The sequence below is a fragment of the Micromonospora sp. L32 genome, from assembly GCF_052068055.1.
Lineage (GTDB): Bacteria > Actinomycetota > Actinomycetes > Mycobacteriales > Micromonosporaceae > Micromonospora > Micromonospora purpureochromogenes.
The window spans coordinates 1-14,864 of record NZ_JBQHDD010000008.1; the positions used below are offsets into that span (position 1 = coordinate 1).

The 14,864-nt window shown below is 72.6% G+C and carries 17 protein-coding genes and 2 pseudogenes; 10 read left to right on the forward strand and 9 right to left on the reverse strand.

The window, feature by feature from the left end; translation table 11 throughout:
* From ACTMTB_RS21870 to ACTMTB_RS21880, 3 genes are all read left to right on the forward strand, one after another.
* Positions 1–780, forward strand: a 780-nt coding sequence (locus ACTMTB_RS21870) for an amylo-alpha-1,6-glucosidase (protein WP_441148137.1), incomplete at its 5' end; no start/stop codon positions are given.
* Between the two features lie 492 nt (positions 781–1,272).
* The gene (locus ACTMTB_RS21875) at positions 1,273–2,040 is read left to right on the forward strand and encodes an ABC transporter ATP-binding protein (protein ID WP_441148138.1); all 768 of its coding nucleotides are present in this window, start codon (positions 1,273–1,275) and stop codon (positions 2,038–2,040) included.
* A complete protein-coding gene (locus ACTMTB_RS21880; protein WP_441148139.1) occupies positions 2,040–4,589 on the forward strand; it encodes an ABC transporter permease in 2,550 nt (849 codons plus the stop codon). Before ACTMTB_RS21875 ends, ACTMTB_RS21880 begins: the two co-directional genes overlap by 1 nt.
* A gap of 57 nt (positions 4,590–4,646) precedes the next feature.
* Here the strand turns inward: ACTMTB_RS21880 and ACTMTB_RS21885 are convergent, their stop codons facing one another.
* From ACTMTB_RS21885 to ACTMTB_RS21905, 5 genes and pseudogenes are all read right to left on the reverse strand, one after another.
* Positions 4,647–5,294, reverse strand: a complete 648-nt coding sequence (locus ACTMTB_RS21885; protein ID WP_441148140.1) for an HAD family hydrolase — start codon at positions 5,292–5,294, stop codon at positions 4,647–4,649.
* Positions 5,295–5,418: 124 nt separating this feature from the next.
* Positions 5,419–6,178 (reverse strand): annotated as a pseudogene (locus tag ACTMTB_RS21890) (neutral zinc metallopeptidase).
* A 103-nt stretch (positions 6,179–6,281) separates the two neighbouring features.
* Positions 6,282–6,788: a hypothetical protein gene (locus tag ACTMTB_RS21895; protein ID WP_441148141.1), complete on the reverse strand. Its 507-nt coding sequence runs from the start codon at positions 6,786–6,788 to the stop codon at positions 6,282–6,284.
* Positions 6,789–6,815: 27 nt separating this feature from the next.
* Positions 6,816–7,022 carry a hypothetical protein gene (locus tag ACTMTB_RS21900; RefSeq protein WP_441148142.1) on the reverse strand — a complete coding sequence of 69 codons (207 nt, stop codon included), beginning with the start codon at positions 7,020–7,022 and terminating at the stop codon, positions 6,816–6,818.
* A gap of 104 nt (positions 7,023–7,126) precedes the next feature.
* Complete coding sequence (locus ACTMTB_RS21905; protein WP_441148143.1) at positions 7,127–7,330, reverse strand: hypothetical protein; 204 nt, start codon at positions 7,328–7,330, stop codon at positions 7,127–7,129.
* A 39-nt stretch (positions 7,331–7,369) separates the two neighbouring features.
* Here ACTMTB_RS21905 and ACTMTB_RS21910 point away from each other — a divergent pair, with 39 nt between their 5' ends.
* Together ACTMTB_RS21910 and ACTMTB_RS21915 are read left to right on the forward strand one after the other, a co-directional pair.
* Entirely contained in the window at positions 7,370–7,915 is a 546-nt protein-coding gene (locus ACTMTB_RS21910; protein WP_441148144.1) for a class I SAM-dependent methyltransferase, read from the forward strand.
* Positions 7,916–7,947: 32 nt separating this feature from the next.
* Complete coding sequence (locus ACTMTB_RS21915) at positions 7,948–8,175, forward strand: hypothetical protein (protein WP_441148145.1); 228 nt, start codon at positions 7,948–7,950, stop codon at positions 8,173–8,175.
* Between the two features lie 10 nt (positions 8,176–8,185).
* On the opposite strand, the gene ACTMTB_RS21920 is transcribed toward ACTMTB_RS21915, so the two are convergent.
* Both ACTMTB_RS21920 and ACTMTB_RS21925 read right to left on the reverse strand, forming a co-directional pair.
* A complete protein-coding gene (locus ACTMTB_RS21920; RefSeq protein ID WP_441148146.1) occupies positions 8,186–8,434 on the reverse strand; it encodes a flavin reductase in 249 nt (82 codons plus the stop codon).
* A complete protein-coding gene (locus ACTMTB_RS21925) occupies positions 8,431–8,649 on the reverse strand; it encodes a hypothetical protein (protein ID WP_441148147.1) in 219 nt (72 codons plus the stop codon). The genes ACTMTB_RS21920 and ACTMTB_RS21925 overlap by 4 nt, the downstream gene beginning before the upstream one ends.
* Before the next feature lie 406 nt (positions 8,650–9,055).
* Between ACTMTB_RS21925 and ACTMTB_RS21930 the strand changes: the two are divergent.
* The 4 genes and pseudogenes from ACTMTB_RS21930 to ACTMTB_RS21945 all read left to right on the forward strand — a co-directional run bounded on the left by ACTMTB_RS21930 (position 9,056) and on the right by ACTMTB_RS21945 (position 11,764).
* Positions 9,056–9,855, forward strand: a pseudogene (locus tag ACTMTB_RS21930) (helix-turn-helix domain-containing protein).
* Complete coding sequence (locus tag ACTMTB_RS21935; RefSeq protein ID WP_441148148.1) at positions 9,846–10,037, forward strand: DUF397 domain-containing protein; 192 nt, start codon at positions 9,846–9,848, stop codon at positions 10,035–10,037. The pseudogene ACTMTB_RS21930 and the gene ACTMTB_RS21935 overlap by 10 nt, the downstream one beginning before the upstream one ends.
* 90 nt (positions 10,038–10,127) lie before the next feature.
* Positions 10,128–10,523: a YciI family protein gene (locus ACTMTB_RS21940; protein WP_441148360.1), complete on the forward strand. Its 396-nt coding sequence runs from the start codon at positions 10,128–10,130 to the stop codon at positions 10,521–10,523.
* The gene (locus ACTMTB_RS21945) at positions 10,523–11,764 is read left to right on the forward strand and encodes an RNA polymerase sigma factor (protein ID WP_441148149.1); all 1,242 of its coding nucleotides are present in this window, start codon (positions 10,523–10,525) and stop codon (positions 11,762–11,764) included. Before ACTMTB_RS21940 ends, ACTMTB_RS21945 begins: the two co-directional genes overlap by 1 nt.
* A gap of 7 nt (positions 11,765–11,771) precedes the next feature.
* Here ACTMTB_RS21945 and ACTMTB_RS21950 read toward each other — a convergent pair whose 3' ends face one another.
* Both ACTMTB_RS21950 and ACTMTB_RS21955 read right to left on the reverse strand, forming a co-directional pair.
* The gene (locus tag ACTMTB_RS21950; protein ID WP_441148150.1) at positions 11,772–12,935 is read right to left on the reverse strand and encodes a hypothetical protein; all 1,164 of its coding nucleotides are present in this window, start codon (positions 12,933–12,935) and stop codon (positions 11,772–11,774) included.
* A gap of 260 nt (positions 12,936–13,195) precedes the next feature.
* Positions 13,196–14,425: an RNA-guided endonuclease InsQ/TnpB family protein gene (locus tag ACTMTB_RS21955; RefSeq protein WP_441148151.1), complete on the reverse strand. Its 1,230-nt coding sequence runs from the start codon at positions 14,423–14,425 to the stop codon at positions 13,196–13,198.
* 22 nt (positions 14,426–14,447) lie between these two features.
* On the opposite strand from ACTMTB_RS21955, the gene tnpA reads away from it, so the two are divergent.
* Positions 14,448–14,864: an IS200/IS605 family transposase gene (tnpA, locus tag ACTMTB_RS21960; RefSeq protein WP_210779084.1), complete on the forward strand. Its 417-nt coding sequence runs from the start codon at positions 14,448–14,450 to the stop codon at positions 14,862–14,864.

A 14,864-nucleotide genomic window follows, 5' to 3' on the forward strand; every position in this document is an offset into this window, starting at 1 on the left:
GACGGCACCATGGCCGCGCTACCGCGGGCGACCTGTGAGCTGCAGGGCTACGCCTACGACGCCAAGATCCGCGGCGCCCGGCTGGCCCGACAGTTCTGGAACGACCCCGACTACGCCGACCGGCTCGAACGCGAAGCGGCCGACCTCAAGCAGCGCTTCAACCGCGACTTCTGGGTCGCCGACGGCGAGTACTACGCCCTCGCCCTCGACGGCGACGGCCGCCAGGTCGACGCCCTCTCCTCCAACATCGGCCACCTGCTGTGGAGCGGCATCGTCGAGGAGTCCCGCGCGGCCAGGATCGCCGAACACCTCCTCGGCCCCCGCCTCTTCTCCGGCTGGGGAGTGCGCACCCTCGCCGAGGGACAGGCCCGCTACAACCCCATCGGCTACCACGTCGGCACCGTCTGGCCCTTCGACAACGCGTTCATCGCCTGGGGGCTGCGCCGCTACGGCTTCAGCCAGGAGGCCGGCCGGATCGCCGAGGGGATCATCGACGCGTCGCACCACTTCCAGGGCAGGCTGCCGGAGGCCTTCGGCGGATACGACCGGACGCTGACCCGGTATCCCGTGCTGTACCCCACGGCGTGCAGTCCGCAGGCGTGGTCCACGGGCGCCCCCCTGTTGTTGCTGCGGACCATGCTCGGCATGGAACCCCGTGGGGACCACCTGGTGACCAGGCCGGCCGTGCCCCCGGGCATGGGCCGGATCGAGCTGCTCGGCATTCCCGGCCGGTGGGGCCGGGCCGGCGCCCTGGGACGCGCCCGCCGCGAGCGGCGCTGACCGCTGCGCGGTGGCAACCGGACGTGCGGCCGTCCGGACCGCACGAGGAGCCGACATGCCGGCTCCGCGGCAGCCCCGCCCCACCACGAACACCGCTGCCGACGTCGGCTTCGCTCGCGATGGCCGGCCCCACCCGGGCGGGTGGCCGGCGGCTACGTCGCGGAGCGTACGCGAGGAGTCGCCGGCGGGGTGACGGCGCTGTTGCCGTCGTCACCTACCGTGACGGGAGACGGCGCGGCGCGGTTGACCATGACGTGGCGTCAGGTCCTAGCGTCGGTTCCGCCGCCGTCCCGGCGGGTGGAAACACGTTCGATCGGCGCCGGCTCAGGGGCAACCCTGAGCCGGGCTCCGGGCCGACCCGCAGCGGGAAATCCGCGCCGCGTCCGCCCCTGGGCGGACGGATCCGGCGGGCACGGCACGGAGGATGGGACCAGCCCCACCGACCAGCGGGGGCGGCGGGGACACCGCAAGCAGACGGAAGAGGTAGATGACGTGACCGCGACGGTAGGCCGGCAGGCGCAGGCCGCGGCCAGGGCCAGCGACGTGTGGAAGGTGTACGGCAGCGGCGAGGCGCAGGTCGCCGCGCTGCGGGGGGTGAGCGCCGAGTTCGAGCGTGGCCGGTTCACGGCGATCATGGGCCCGTCCGGTTCGGGCAAGTCCACGCTGATGCACTGCCTGGCGGGGCTGGACTCGGTCACCAAGGGCACGGTGCACATCGGCGACACGACGGTGACCGGGCTCGGCGACGCCGGCCTGACGAAGCTGCGGCGGGACAAGGTCGGTTTCATCTTCCAGCAGTTCAACCTGCTGCCGACGCTGACCGCCCAGGAGAACATCCTGCTGCCGCTCTCCATCGCCGGCCGCAAGCCCGAGCAGGCCTGGTACGACACGGTGATCGACACGGTGGGCCTGCGGGACCGGCTGGGGCACCGCCCGGCGCAGCTCTCCGGCGGTCAGCAGCAGCGGGTGGCGTGCGCCCGGGCGCTGGTCGCCCGACCCGAGGTGATCTTCGCCGACGAGCCGACCGGCAACCTCGACTCCCGCTCCGGCGCGGAGGTGCTGAACTTCCTGCGCAACTCGGTACGCCAGCACGGCCAGACCATCGTGATGGTGACCCACGACCCGACCGCCGCCGCGTACGCCGACCGGGTGATCTTCCTGGCCGACGGGCAGGTCGTCTCGGAGCTGATCGAGCCGACCGCCGACACCGTGCTGGACACCATGAAGAAGCTCGACACGCCGGCCGAGGTGGCGCGCTGATGTTCCGCGCGACGTGGAAGAGCCTGCTGGCGCGCAAGGTGCGCCTCATCCTCTCCGGCCTGGCCGTGGTGCTGGGCGTCATGTTCGTCTCCGGCGCGTTCGTGCTGACCGACACGCTCGGCCGCTCGTTCGACGCCGTCTTCGCCGACGCGTACGAGGGTGTCGACGTCAACGTCTCCGCCAAGCCGAAGATCGCCCTCAGCGAGACCGAGGGTGAGCAGGTGCCCGCGGCGATGCCGGCCGCGACGCTGGAGAAGGTCCGCACGGTCGGCGGGGTGGCCGAGGCCACCGGGATCGTCGCCGCGGACGGCGCCCGCCTGATCGGCAGCAACGGCAAGGTGGTCACCTCGTTCGGTCCGCCGCAGCTCGGCGAGAACTGGGTGGGTGAGAGCGACCTGGTCAAGCTGCGCGAGGGCCGCGAGCCGCGCGCCGACGACGAGATCGTGGTCAACGGGGCGCTGGCGCAGGCCGCGAAGGTGAAGGTCGGCGACCGGGTCGGCGTGCTGACCCTGGAGCCGAAGAAGGAGTTCACCGTGGTGGGCGTCTTCGGTTACAGCGGTGACCGGGACTCCCTCGGCGGGGCCAACGAGATCGCCTTCACCACCCCGGTGGCGCAGCGGCTGATGCTCGGCGAGCCGGACGTGTTCACCAACATCAGCGTGAAGGCCGCCGACGGGGTCGGCGAGGCCGCGCTGCGCGACGACATCGCCGCCGCGGTCGGCGGCGACTACGAGGTCAAGACCGGCGAGCAGCTCTCCGCCGACGCCTCGGCGGGGCTGAAGGAGGGGCTCTCCTTCTTCAACAAGATCCTGCTCGGCTTCGCCGCGGTGGCGCTGCTGGTCGGCACCTTCCTCATCCTCAACACCTTCTCGATCATCGTGGCGCAGCGCACCCGGGAGTTGGCCCTGATGCGGGCCATCGGGGCCAGCGGTCGGCAGATCATCGGCTCGGTGGTGCTGGAGGCCATTGCGGTGGGCCTGATCGCCTCCGTACTCGGCCTGGGCGCCGGCATCGGTGTCGGCGCGCTGCTGGCGTACCTGTTCGGCAAGCTGGCGGGCGGGCTGGCGCTGGCCGGCATCGGCGTGCCGGCGGCCGCGGTGATCGGCGCGTTCTCGGTGGGTCTGGTGATCACCGTGGTGGCGGCGCTGCTGCCGGCGCTGCGGGCGTCGCGGATCCCGCCGATCGCGGCGATGCAGGACGTGGCCACCCCGGACCGCCCGCTGACCAAGGTGACGGTGGCCGGCGCGATCGTCACCGGGATCGGGGGCACGCTGCTCTTCCTGGGGCTCAGCGGCAACGCCGGGGACAACACCCTGGCCACCATCCTCGGCGGCGTGCTGTTCGCCTTCATCGGGGTGGCGCTGCTGACCCCGCTGATCAGCCGGCCGGTGGTGTCCCTGCTCGGGGCGCTGTTCGCCTGGTCGGTGCCGGGCAAGCTCGGCCGGCTCAACTCGGGTCGGAACCCGCGCCGCACCGCGATCACCGCGGCGGCGCTGATGGTCGGCATCGCGCTGGTCACCGGTGTGACGGTGATCCTCGACTCGGCCAAGGGCAGCATCAGCGCGCTGGCCGAGGACCAGATCAAGGCCGAGCTGGTGATCGCCGGGGTGCAGGGCGGTCCCCGCCCGCCGAGCTTCGACCCGGCGGTGCTGGAGAAGGCCGCCGCCATCCCGGGCGTCCAGATGGTCGACGGCGAGTACGGCGACATGGCCGTGGTCAACGGCGAGCGCACCTGGGTGGCGGCGTCGAGCAACGTCGCGGCGCTGGAGCGGATCTTCGGGGCGAAGGCCACCGCCGGTGACATCAGCAGGCTGGCACCGGATCAGATGCTGTTCAGCTCGGACACCGCGAAGTCCCGCAACGTGTCGGTCGGCTCGACGGTCAGCGTCCAGCTGTCCCGGGGCGAGGCCCGCACGTACACGGTCAGCGGCATCTACGAGAGCTCGCAGCTGACCAACCCGGTGGTGCTGCCGCCGCAGGCGGCACGGGACTTCGCCATCCCGCAGCCGATCCAGGGCTTCCTGCAGCTCGCCCCCGGCACCCGGGTCGCCGACGTCCAGCCGCAGGTCGAGACGCTGCTCGCCGACAGCCCCGAGGTGTCGGTGGCCGACCGGGCCGCCTTCATCAAGCAGCAGACCAGCCAGCTGGACACCCCGCTGCGGATGATCCAGATCCTGCTGGCGCTGGCCATCGTGATCGCGGTGCTGGGCATCATCAACACCCTGGCCCTGTCGGTGCTGGAGCGGACCCGCGAGCTGGGCCTGCTGCGGGCGATCGGGCTGCGCCGGGCGCAGACCATGCGGATGATCACCGTCGAGGCGGTGGTGATCTCGGTCTTCGGCGCGCTGCTCGGCGTGGTGGTCGGCACCGGCCTCGGCGCGGCGGTGGTCGAGGCGCTCAAGGACGAGGGCATCACCGACCTGGTCCTGCCCTGGGGCCAGATGGGGCTCTTCCTCGGGCTGGCCGCGATCATCGGGGTGGTCGCCGCGGTGCTGCCCGCGGTGCGCGCCGCGCGGATCAACGTGCTGGGCGCCATCGCGCACGACTGATCCTCAGCAGGGACGACGAAGGGGGCCCCGCCGGTCGGCGGGGCCCCCTTCGCGTGGTCAGGCCGGCGGCTCGCCGAGCAGCGCGGCCAGCAGCTCCAGGTCCGCCGCGGTCAGGCTCTCCACCTGGTGTACGCCGTCGATCGGCGCGATCGGCACCTCCGCGGGCACCGCCAGCACCGCCGCACCGGCGGCGAGCGCGCTGGCCACCCCGGTCGGCGAGTCCTCGATCGCCACGCACCGGCCGATCGGCACGCCCAGCAGCCGCGCCGCCGTCAAGTACGGCTCCGGGTGCGGCTTGGCCAGGTCCACCTCGTCACCGCAGACCACCGCGTCGAAGCTGTCCCGCCCGAGGGTGTCCAGGGCCACCTCGACCAGCGGCCGCCCGCTGGAGGTGACCAGCGCGGTGCGGATGCCGGCGGCGCGTACGGCCCGCAGCAGGGTCAGCGCGCCGGGCCGCCAGCGCAGCCCGGTGCGGAACAGCTCCAGGATCCGGGCGTTGATCCAGTCGATGCTGACCTGCGGATCGCGCTCCGGCTGGCCGAGGTCGTCGTGCACGATCCGCATCGACTCGGCCATGCTCGTGCCGATCACCGCGCGCCGCGCGGCGTCGGAGAGCGTGCCGCCGTACTCGGCCGCCAGCTCGCGCAGCGCGACGTCCCACAGCTTCTCGCTGTCGACCAGGGTGCCGTCCATGTCGAAGAGCACGGCGGCGGGATGTGGGCTGCTCAGCGGGGGCCTCCTCCGGCCGGGGTGGTGTCGGGGCGATCCTCTCAGCCCGACCCGGGCGGCCCGCCGCCCTCCCCGCCGAAGGTGATGTGGGCGATCCCGCTCAGCCGAGGTCGCAGGCGTCCAGGGAGCTCTCGTAGCCGCGGAAGAACGAGTCGGTGCGCTGCTCGGCGGTGCCGTGCGAGCCCTCCGCGACCCCACGGCTGGTCGGGGTCGTCGCCGACGGCGAGCAGCCCCTCGCGGAACTCGTCGAGGTCGCCCGTGTCCAGCTTCAGCACGCCCGAGCGGACCGAGTCACCCAGGTACGCCCCGGCCATGCAGTCGGCCTGCAACTCCTGCTGGATGGTGAAGTTGGAGCGGATGCCGAGGCGTGCCTGGATGCCGTGGGCGTACTCGTGGCCGAGCAGGTAGAACACGAACGCGTCGCCGACCTGGCGGAACGCGGCCACCGACCAGTTGACGTCGTAGGCGATGAAGTCGCCCTGGGAGCAGTAGACGGCGTTGTTGCGCGGCAGCGCCTGGCCGCCGCAGGCGACCTCCCCCTCGCGCTGGTACGGAACGATCCGGCGGATCGGGCGGAACTGCTGGCCGGAGGCCTTGAACTGAGCGCCCCAGTAGTCCTCGGCGATGTTCACCGCGTCGCCGATGTCGGTCTTGAACTCCTCGACGCTGGTGGTGCCGTCGGCCCGGGTGGTCTGCGGGCCCGGCGAGGCGGCCTGCCGGGACCGGCCCGGCGCCGGTTCGCGCGGCTCCTGCGGGCCGCTCTCCCCCACCCCGCCGACGGCGCAACCGGCCGCCACCACCAGCGCCACCACGGCCGCGGCGAGCGAGCCGCGCGACTGCGATCCCGAGCGTGCCGTCACAGTTGCCCTCCCAGGCGTCGCGGCCGATGCGGTCGGTGTACCCCGACCGTGGATTGATCATGCCGGGCGGCGACCGTCGGGACCATGGGCGGACGGCCGGGGCTCAGCTGTCCCAGAGGTGGAACAGCGCCACCGCCCGGTCCGGGTCCAGGTGGAGTTCGAGGTGCCGGCTGCCGGCGGCACTCTCGTCGTAGAGCGTGCTGTGCCGCCACCGCACGCCCGCCGGCAGGTACGGGGACAACCCGGGCCACACCGCCGGCTCCGCGGTCGCCGGCTCCCAGGGGTACGCGGCGGCCAGCGCCCGCGCGTCGGCCGGACGCAGCCGCACCACCCCCTGGTACACCCAGTCCGTGGGCCCCGGTCCCCGCGAGCACGGGTTCGCCTCGGTGTCGACCTGCCAGTGCACGTCGAGGAAGTCGCCCAGGCCGGGCACGTTCTCTGCGGGGAAGCCGCGATCGGTGCGGATTTCGGCCGTGTCCGCGGCCAACTGGTCGGGACAGGTCCGGTCGGCGGCGACCTCCCGCCGACCAGCCAGGCGACGCCACCGCAGGCAGCCAGCAGCGCCAGGGCCGGGACGGCGGCCAGCAGCCACGGCACCCGACGCGTCCATCTCGTCACCCGCGGAGGATAACGATCATCAGGAGCGTCCGTCGCCTCGACGGATGACGTCGCTCTGCGAGGCGTGCCGGTTCTGCTCGTAGCGCTGCTGCTGCACCACCGCCGCCCGCCGGGCGCCCGGGTCCTCCGCCGAGGCCGTGCGCTGCCGGTCGCGCCAGGCGACCCACCCGACTGCCGCCGCCATGACCGCACCGAACACCCCGAGTATCACCCAGGTCGTCGTCATGCATCCACGGTAGACCTGGATCGCGAGGCTGCGCACCGATGACGGGGACCACTTTGGCGATCACGAGCGGGAACGCTGGGCGGGACGCGCCGCCGCGATCATCATCAGCCCAGGCCGCCGCCATGGATCCAGTCGTTCTGCGTGACGTGCCGGCCTTGCTCGTAGCACTGCTGCTCCACCACCGCCGCTTGCCGGGCGCCCGGGTTTTCCGCCGAGGCCGTCCGCTGCCGGTCGCGCCAGGCGACCCAGGCGACCGCTGACGCCACGACCGCGCCGAACGCCCCGAGCAGCACCCATGCCGTCGTCATGCATCCACGGTAGACCCGGGTCGCCTAGGCTGCGCACCGATGACGGGGACCAGTTTCGACGATCACGAACGGGAACGCTGGGCGGGACGCGCGACGGCGTACGAGCGCACTTTCGCCCGGCTCTGCGCGTACCCGGCGGACGCGCTGCTGGACGCGGCGGGCGCCGGGGCCGGCATGCGGGTGCTCGACGTGGGCACCGGGACCGGCACGGTCGCGGCGCTGGCGGCCGGGCGCGGCGCGACGGTGGTCGCGGTGGACGCCGAGGCGTCGATGCTGGCCAGCGCCCGGCGGGCCGTGCCCGACGCCCGGCTGGTCCGCGCCGCGCTGCCGCACCTGCCGCTGATCACCGGCGCAGTGGACGCCGCCGTGGCCAACTTCGTGCTGAACCACGTCGGCGACCCAGCCGCCGCGGTGGCCGGGCTGGGCCGCACGGTACGCCCCGGCGGCCCGATCGCCGTCACCGTCTGGCCCTGGCCGCAGCCGCCCCTGCAACGGCTCTGGGGTGAGGTGTTCGCCGAGGTGGACGGTGGGAGCTGCCGAAACTCGCGGCGGAGCGGGACTTCCCGCGCACCGAGGAGGGGCTGACCGGGCTGCTCGCCGGGGCGGGGCTGGACGACGTGCGGTGCCGCACGCTGACCTGGACGCACCGGGCCGACCCGGACGAGTGGTGGACCGGCCCGGCCAGCGGCCTCGGCATTCCGGGGCTGCTGCCGGAGCGGCAGCCGCCGGCGACCCGCGAGGCGCTGCGCCGCCGCTACCTGCAACTTTCCGCCCGCTACCGGGATGCCGACGGCCTGCTCGCCCTGCCCACCGCCGCGCTGCTCGCCGCCGGTGTGGTGAGCTGACCCGTGCCGACTAACGGGCTCGGGCCCACGTCAGGAAGCGCTGGGTGAGGTTCTCCGGCACCGCGTGCCCGTTGAGCTGGGAGAGCTGCGCGCCGGCCTCCGCCATCAGGGTGCTCAGGTAGACCAGCAGCGCGACCCGGTCCTCGCGGTACTCCACCAGCAGCGCCAGCCGCGCCGGCTGGCAGGGCCACTCCGCGCCGCAGGCCCGACACCGCCACAGGGGGCGCATCGGCAGGTGGGGTCGCGATGGCCCGCTCACCTTCCCACCACCACTGTCCGATCGGCGCGGACGAGCGCAAAGCGCTGCCGTAAGTCGGTCGAGCCGTCAGGGCGTACGTCCTGGCCGCTCAGCTCCACCCACAGCGCACCCTCGACCATCCGCCGGTTGAGCACGGCCGTGATCCGCATGAGCAGCGGGCCGGTGCCGAAGCGGTAGAAGCCTTCGTGGACGGTGATCAGGTCGCCGACGGTCACCAGCGGCCTCCGTTCGCCCGCCAGCGGCTTGCCGGGGTCTGGTTGCCGGCCCGGGTCTGGTCCGCAGTCGGGAACAGGGCGCTCGACGGCTTCGCCCGCCTGGGTCGCGCGTTGTCCGGCATCAAGCAGGTAATCGGGATCGGGGTCTCGGCCTTGCGGCGTCGGAAACGGAACAGCACAGCGGGCCTCCTCGGGATCTCGGGAGGGACGGCCCCGCTTCATCGCGGGGGCGGCCCCGAGCAAGTTCCGCTGGCGGCTCGGACTGCGCCAGCGGTAACGCTGGTGACACTCTGCTGTGGAGGGCACTACGCTCGGAAGGCGTCTCGCCGGTCCGGGCTGAGCTGGCGGAACGAGCGTCAGACCTGTGGCGGCATGATTAGTTGATCACCAGTTTGGGGCACCTTGAATGGCAGATGTTCCCAGTCCGCTCGCCGCGTTCATCGTGAGCGAGATCCGCCGGGCCCGCGGGGCCGGCGGCTTGACACAGGAGGCATTCGGCCGGGCTGCGGGTTTCAGCGCGTCACACGTCAGCGCCGTCGAAGGCGGCACTCGCGCCCTGACGATGGACTTCATCAAGGGCGCCGACCGCGCGCTGACCAGCGGTGGCCTGTTCGAGCGCCTGGTGTCCAAGCTGGGTGCACCGTCGTGGTTCCTGCCGTGGCTCGACGCCGAGCGCGGGGCGACGCAGCTTCGGTACTTCGAGCCGAACCTGATCCCGGGTCTTCTGCAGACCGAGGCGTACGCCCGCGCCGTGTTACGGCTGGATCCACGCCTCACCGACGACGAGGTCGAACGCCGGGTGACCGCGCGCATCGAGCGGCAGACGATTCTGGGCCGGGAGGCGCCGCCTCAACTCGTCGTGGTCGTCGACGAGGCGGCTGTCCGACGCGTCGGGGACGGCTGCGAGAAATTAATGGGTGAGCAGATGTTGAAGCTTGTAGCCTGCGCCGAGCGTCCCAGCGTCAGCATTCACGTCATTCACCGGAGGTCGGCCTTCACGCGGGCCTGTCCGGCCCGCTGTCGTTGGCACACCTGGCCGACGGAAGCTGGGTCGGCCACCTGGAAAGCCAGCTCGGCGGCGATGTCGTAGACCGGCCGTCGGACCTGGATACGCTCTTCCAGCGGTGGGAGAGCGTCCGCAACGAGGCACTGTCGCGGCGGCAGTCACTGGACCTGATCAAGGAAGCAGCGAATCAATGGACCTAACCAGTGCACAGTGGAGGAAGTCCACTCGTAGCGGTACCAGCGGCGGCAACTGTGTCGAGGTTGCTGACAACCTCCCCGGCGTGGTGGCCGTCCGCGACTCCAAGGACTCGACCGGACCGGCCCTCGCCTTCACTCCCACCGCCTGGCACGCGTTTGTCGCCCACATCGCCGCGCGGCCCTGACCGCCTCGCTGTCCGCGTCGACCCGGCGGCTCCGACGTTCCCGGTGACGGCCCACCCGGGCCGGCCGAGAGGAGTGACAACGTGAAGTACATGATCATGCTGTACGGCTCGCAGCGGGACTACGACGCGATGGCGGGCCGTCCCGCCGACGACCGGCCGCCGATGTCGCCCGAGCAGGTCGCGGCGATGCACGCCCACATGGAGGCGGTGCACAAGGAGATCGCGGAGTCGGGCGAGCTGGTCGACGGCCGGGGACTCACCGCCCCGGTGCACGCCCGGCGGGTCCGACTGCGCGGGGGTGCGCCCGTGGTGACCGACGGCCCCTACCCGGAGACGCAGGAGGTGCTGGCCGGCTTCACGATCGTGGAGTGCGACAGCTTCGACCGGGCCACGCAGATCGCCGCGCGGTTCGTGAACCCGGACGCCGAGGGCGAGTACGTGGACGTGCGGCCGGTCGCCGAGGGCATCGAGGACCTGAACGGCTGATGACCGCCGAGCCCGTCGAGGACCTGCTGCGCCGCCTGACGCCGCAGGTCCTCGGCGCGGTGGTGCGCCGCTACGGGCACTTCGACACCGCCGAGGAGGCCACCCAGGAGGCGCTGCTCGCGGCCGCGACCCGGTGGCCGGTCGACGGCGTACCCGATGACCCGCGCGCCTGGCTGATCACCGTCGCGGCGCGTCGCCTGACCGACCTGCTCCGCAGCGAGCAGGCCCGACGGCGACGCGAGGACGACGTCGCCCGGCGGTTGCCGCCCGAGCAGTGGCTCGCTCCCCCGGCGGACCGCCGGTCGCCGGAGGACGACAGCCTGGTGCTGCTCTTCCTCTGCTGCCACCCGGAGCTGCCCCCGGCCGCGCAGATCGCACTGACGCTGCGGGCCGTCGGCGGCCTGAGCACCGCCGAGGTGGCCCGGGCGTTCCTGGTCCCGGAGGGCACGATGACCCGCCGGATCACTCGCGCCAAGCAGCGCATCCGGGACAGCGGCGTGCCGTTCGGCCTGCCTGCCGGCCCGGACCGGGAGGCCCGCCTGGCCGCCGTCCGGCACGTGCTCTATCTGATCTTCAACGAGGGGTACGCCAGCACGGCCGGCCCGCTGCTGCGCCGGGTGGACCTGTCCACTGAGGCGATCCGGCTCACCCGGATGCTGCACCGGCTGCTCCCCGACGACGCCGAGGTGACCGGGCTGCTGGCGTTGATGCTGCTCACCGACGCGCGGGGGCCGGCCCGGGTCGGGCCGAACGGCGAGCTGGTCCCAATGGCCGAGCAGGACCGCAGCCGTTGGCGCGCCGACCAGATCGCCGAGGGCGTCGCGCTGGTCAGCGCGGTGCTGCCACGCGGTGAGGTCGGGCCGTACCAGGTGCAGGCGGCGATCGCGGCGCTGCACGACGAGGCCCCGAGCGCCGAGGAGACCGACTGGCCGCAGATCGAGGCGCTCTACGCGGTGCTGACCGGCCTGTCCGACAACCCGGTGGTGGCGCTGAACCACGCGGTCGCGGTGGCCATGGCCCGGGGCGCCCCCGCCGGGCTCGACCTGCTCGCCGGGCTGGCGGCCGACCCCCGGCTCGCCGCCGACCCCCGGCTGCCCGCCGCCCGCGCGCACCTGCTGGAACGCACGGGCGACCTCGGCGCGGCGCGGGCGGCGTACGAGGAGGCGGCGCGGCGGTCGATGAACCTGCCGCAGCAGCGCTACCTGTACGTCCGCGCCGCCCGCCTGGCCGACGCCGAGTGAGCCGGTCTCACCACTGCCGGCCGGGCACCAGCACCCTGGTGGCGTCGGGCAGCGTGGTCAGCACCCGGCGACTCCCGGCGCCCGGCTCGACGGCGACCAGCTCGGTCCGCTCCCGGGTCCGTCGGGTCAGCACGACATCGGCGCCGACGACGCCCTCGTACACCTCGGCGGAGCCCGTCCCGGCCGGGGACAGGTCGATCCGCCCGGCCGGCTGACCGGAACGAACGTCGACCCCGATCAGTGAGCTCGCCGGGATCGCCGGCAGGCCCTCGGGCAGGTCAGTCGGTTGCAGGTCCGGCCGGCCGAGCTGCACCCAGACCCGGGCCGGCGTTCCGCCGCCGTCCAGCAGCGGCACGATCGCGGTGAAGGACTCGCCGGGACCCAGCTGCCCGGGCCGCAGCACCGGCACGGTCCGGGTGGCAGCGGTGTCGATGTCCCGCACCGCGACGGCCAGCTTCGGCCGGGCCCTGCCGCCCGGGGCGGCCGGGGTCAGCTCGACCAGGACTAGGTGCCGGCCGTCGACGAGGGTGACCGCGTCGGTCAGCGGGGTGGCCGCCACGTCGAGCCGGCGCAACGACCCGTCGCGCATCGAAAGCACCGCGAAGGCGCGGCTGGACTGCGACAGCTCGGCGAGCACCACCGCACCCGAATCCGTGGACCAACGCCACAGCTCGTACCCGGTCGGCACCGCCCGCTCCGTCGTGTCGGTCAGGTCCCGGATCCACCACTGCCCGCTCCGGCGTACGGCCAGCCACCGGCCGTCCGGGGACAGCGACTGGTTCACCGGGCCAATGGTGGCCGGGGTGTGCCCGACCCGGAACTGCTGGCCCGTGCGGGTGACGAGGTGGATGTCGTGCTGGCGGGAGGTGCGGGTGGCCTCGTCGAAGCCGCCCGGCAGTTCGACGTGATACAGGAAGGCGGCCGGACCGACCGCGCGGTCGGTCGGGAGGTCCGCCAGGACGGGCGGCGGAACCACCCGCGCCGGCAGGCCGGCCAGCAGGTCCCGGGGCGCCACGGCGGGAGCGGTGGCCTCCGCCGACGGGCCGTCGGTGCTCGGTCGCAGGCTCAGCACCCCGGCCGCGCCGCCGGCGAGCACCCCGGCCATGAGCACCGCGAGCCACCCGCGCCCGCGTCCCCGGTGCGGTGTCGGTTCCTCCACCGTGGATTCCATCCCCGTCTCCCCCGTTCCGGGCGGTCGCCGACCGCCTCGGGCACAGCGAAGCCGAGGCCGGCGGCGCCGTCAACGCAAGGTTGCGATCCGACGCACGATGTCGACCTGATCGAGACCGGTCAGGGTCGCGGCGCGGGTTCCACCCGGAACACCGGGTACCGGTCGGCGACCGCCTCGAACTCCGCCAGCGGGGCGCGCCGGTCGACCGGCAGGTGCGGCCGGGGCGCCGGGGGCCAGGTGGAGTTGACGATCTCTCCGCCCTAAAGGACGGAGATTCCCTCCACGCTGCGCGTGGCACACGCGGCGTCCGGGCGGATTCCTGCTTCCTCGCGCGGTGCCGGCACGGATGCCGGTCTTACCTGCGCTCCACAGGCGTTTAGGCTCTCGGCGCGTCCCGCCGCGAGGACGTTCATGGCCGCGTTGACGTCCCGGTCGTGGGTGCTGCCGCAGGGGCAGTCCCACGCTCGGACGTCGAGCGCCATCTTGTCGTTGATCCGGCCGCAGTCCGAGCACATCCGGGTGGACGGGTAGAACCGATCCACCCGGGCAAAGGTACGCCCGTACCGGGCGGCCTTGTACTCCAACATGCCCGTGAACGACGCCCAACCGGCGTCGTGCACGGACTTCGCCAGCCGGGTCCGGCCGAGACCGACGACGCACAGGTCCTCGACGTACACCGCTTGATTGTCGCGGATGATCGCCGTGGACAGCTTGTGCTGCCAGTCCCGCCGAGTGTCGGCCACCTGGGCATGCGCCCGAGCGACCTTCACGACGGCCTTCTTGCGGTTGTTCGACCCCTTGGTCTTGCGGGAGAGGTCTTGCTGCAACCGCTTGAGCTTGCGGGCCGCGCGGCGCAGGAACTTCGGGGCCGCCACCTTCGTACCGTCCGAGAGGACCGCGAAGTGGGTCAGGCCCAGGTCGATACCGACCTCCGACTCCACCGGCGACAACGGCTCGTCTGCGGTCTGCACGACGAACGAGGCGAAGTACCGGCCCGCCGCATCCCGGATCACCGTGACCGAGCTGGGCTCGGACGGCAGACCCCGCGACCAGCGCACCTCCACGTCGCCGATCTTCGGCAGGCGCAGCCGGCCGTTGTCCAGCACCTTGAATCGGGCGTTGGCGGTGAACCGGATCGCCTGCCGGTTGTCCTTGCGGGAGCGGAACCGCGGCGGTGCCACCTTGCGGCCCTTGCGCTTGCCGGTAATCGAGGCGAAGAAGTTGCGGTACGCCACGTTCAGATCGGCCAGCGCCTGTTGCAGCACGACCGACGAGACCTCGCCCAGCCATGCCCGTTCCGGGGTCCCCTTGGCCGCGGTGACCCGCTTGGACAGCTCGGCGTCCGACAGGTACGGCAGACCCTGCTCGCGGGCTTCCTGCCGTGCGCGCAGCCCGTCGTTGAACACCACCCGCGCGCACCCGAACGCCCGAGCCAGCGAAGCCTGCTGACTCGGCGTGGGATACACGCGGTAGTTGTAACGGAGCTGCACGAGCGCAGAATACCATTGGTTTATGGCTGAACTCGAAGGCATCCGCACTGGTAGGCACTGCGTGTTCGCTCTGCACGCTCACTTGGTCTTCGTGACGAAGTTCCGGCACAAGGTGTTCGGCGACCGGCACCTCGCCCGCATGGAAGAGATCATGCGGGCGGTGTGCGCCGACTTCGAGACCGAACTGGTCGAGTTCAACGGCGAGAACAACCACGTCCACCTGCTCGTCAACTTCCCGCCCAAGGTCGCCCTGGCGAAGTTGGTCAACAGCCTCAAGGGCGTGTCCAGCCGGCGGATGCGGCAGGAGTTCCCCGACCTGCGGCGGCACTACTACCGGGCCAACAAGCTCTGGTCGGGTTCCTACTTCGCCGGCTCCGTCGGCGGCGCACCGCTGAGTGCCGTGCGTCAGTACATCGAACAGCAGAACCGCCCGGTCTAA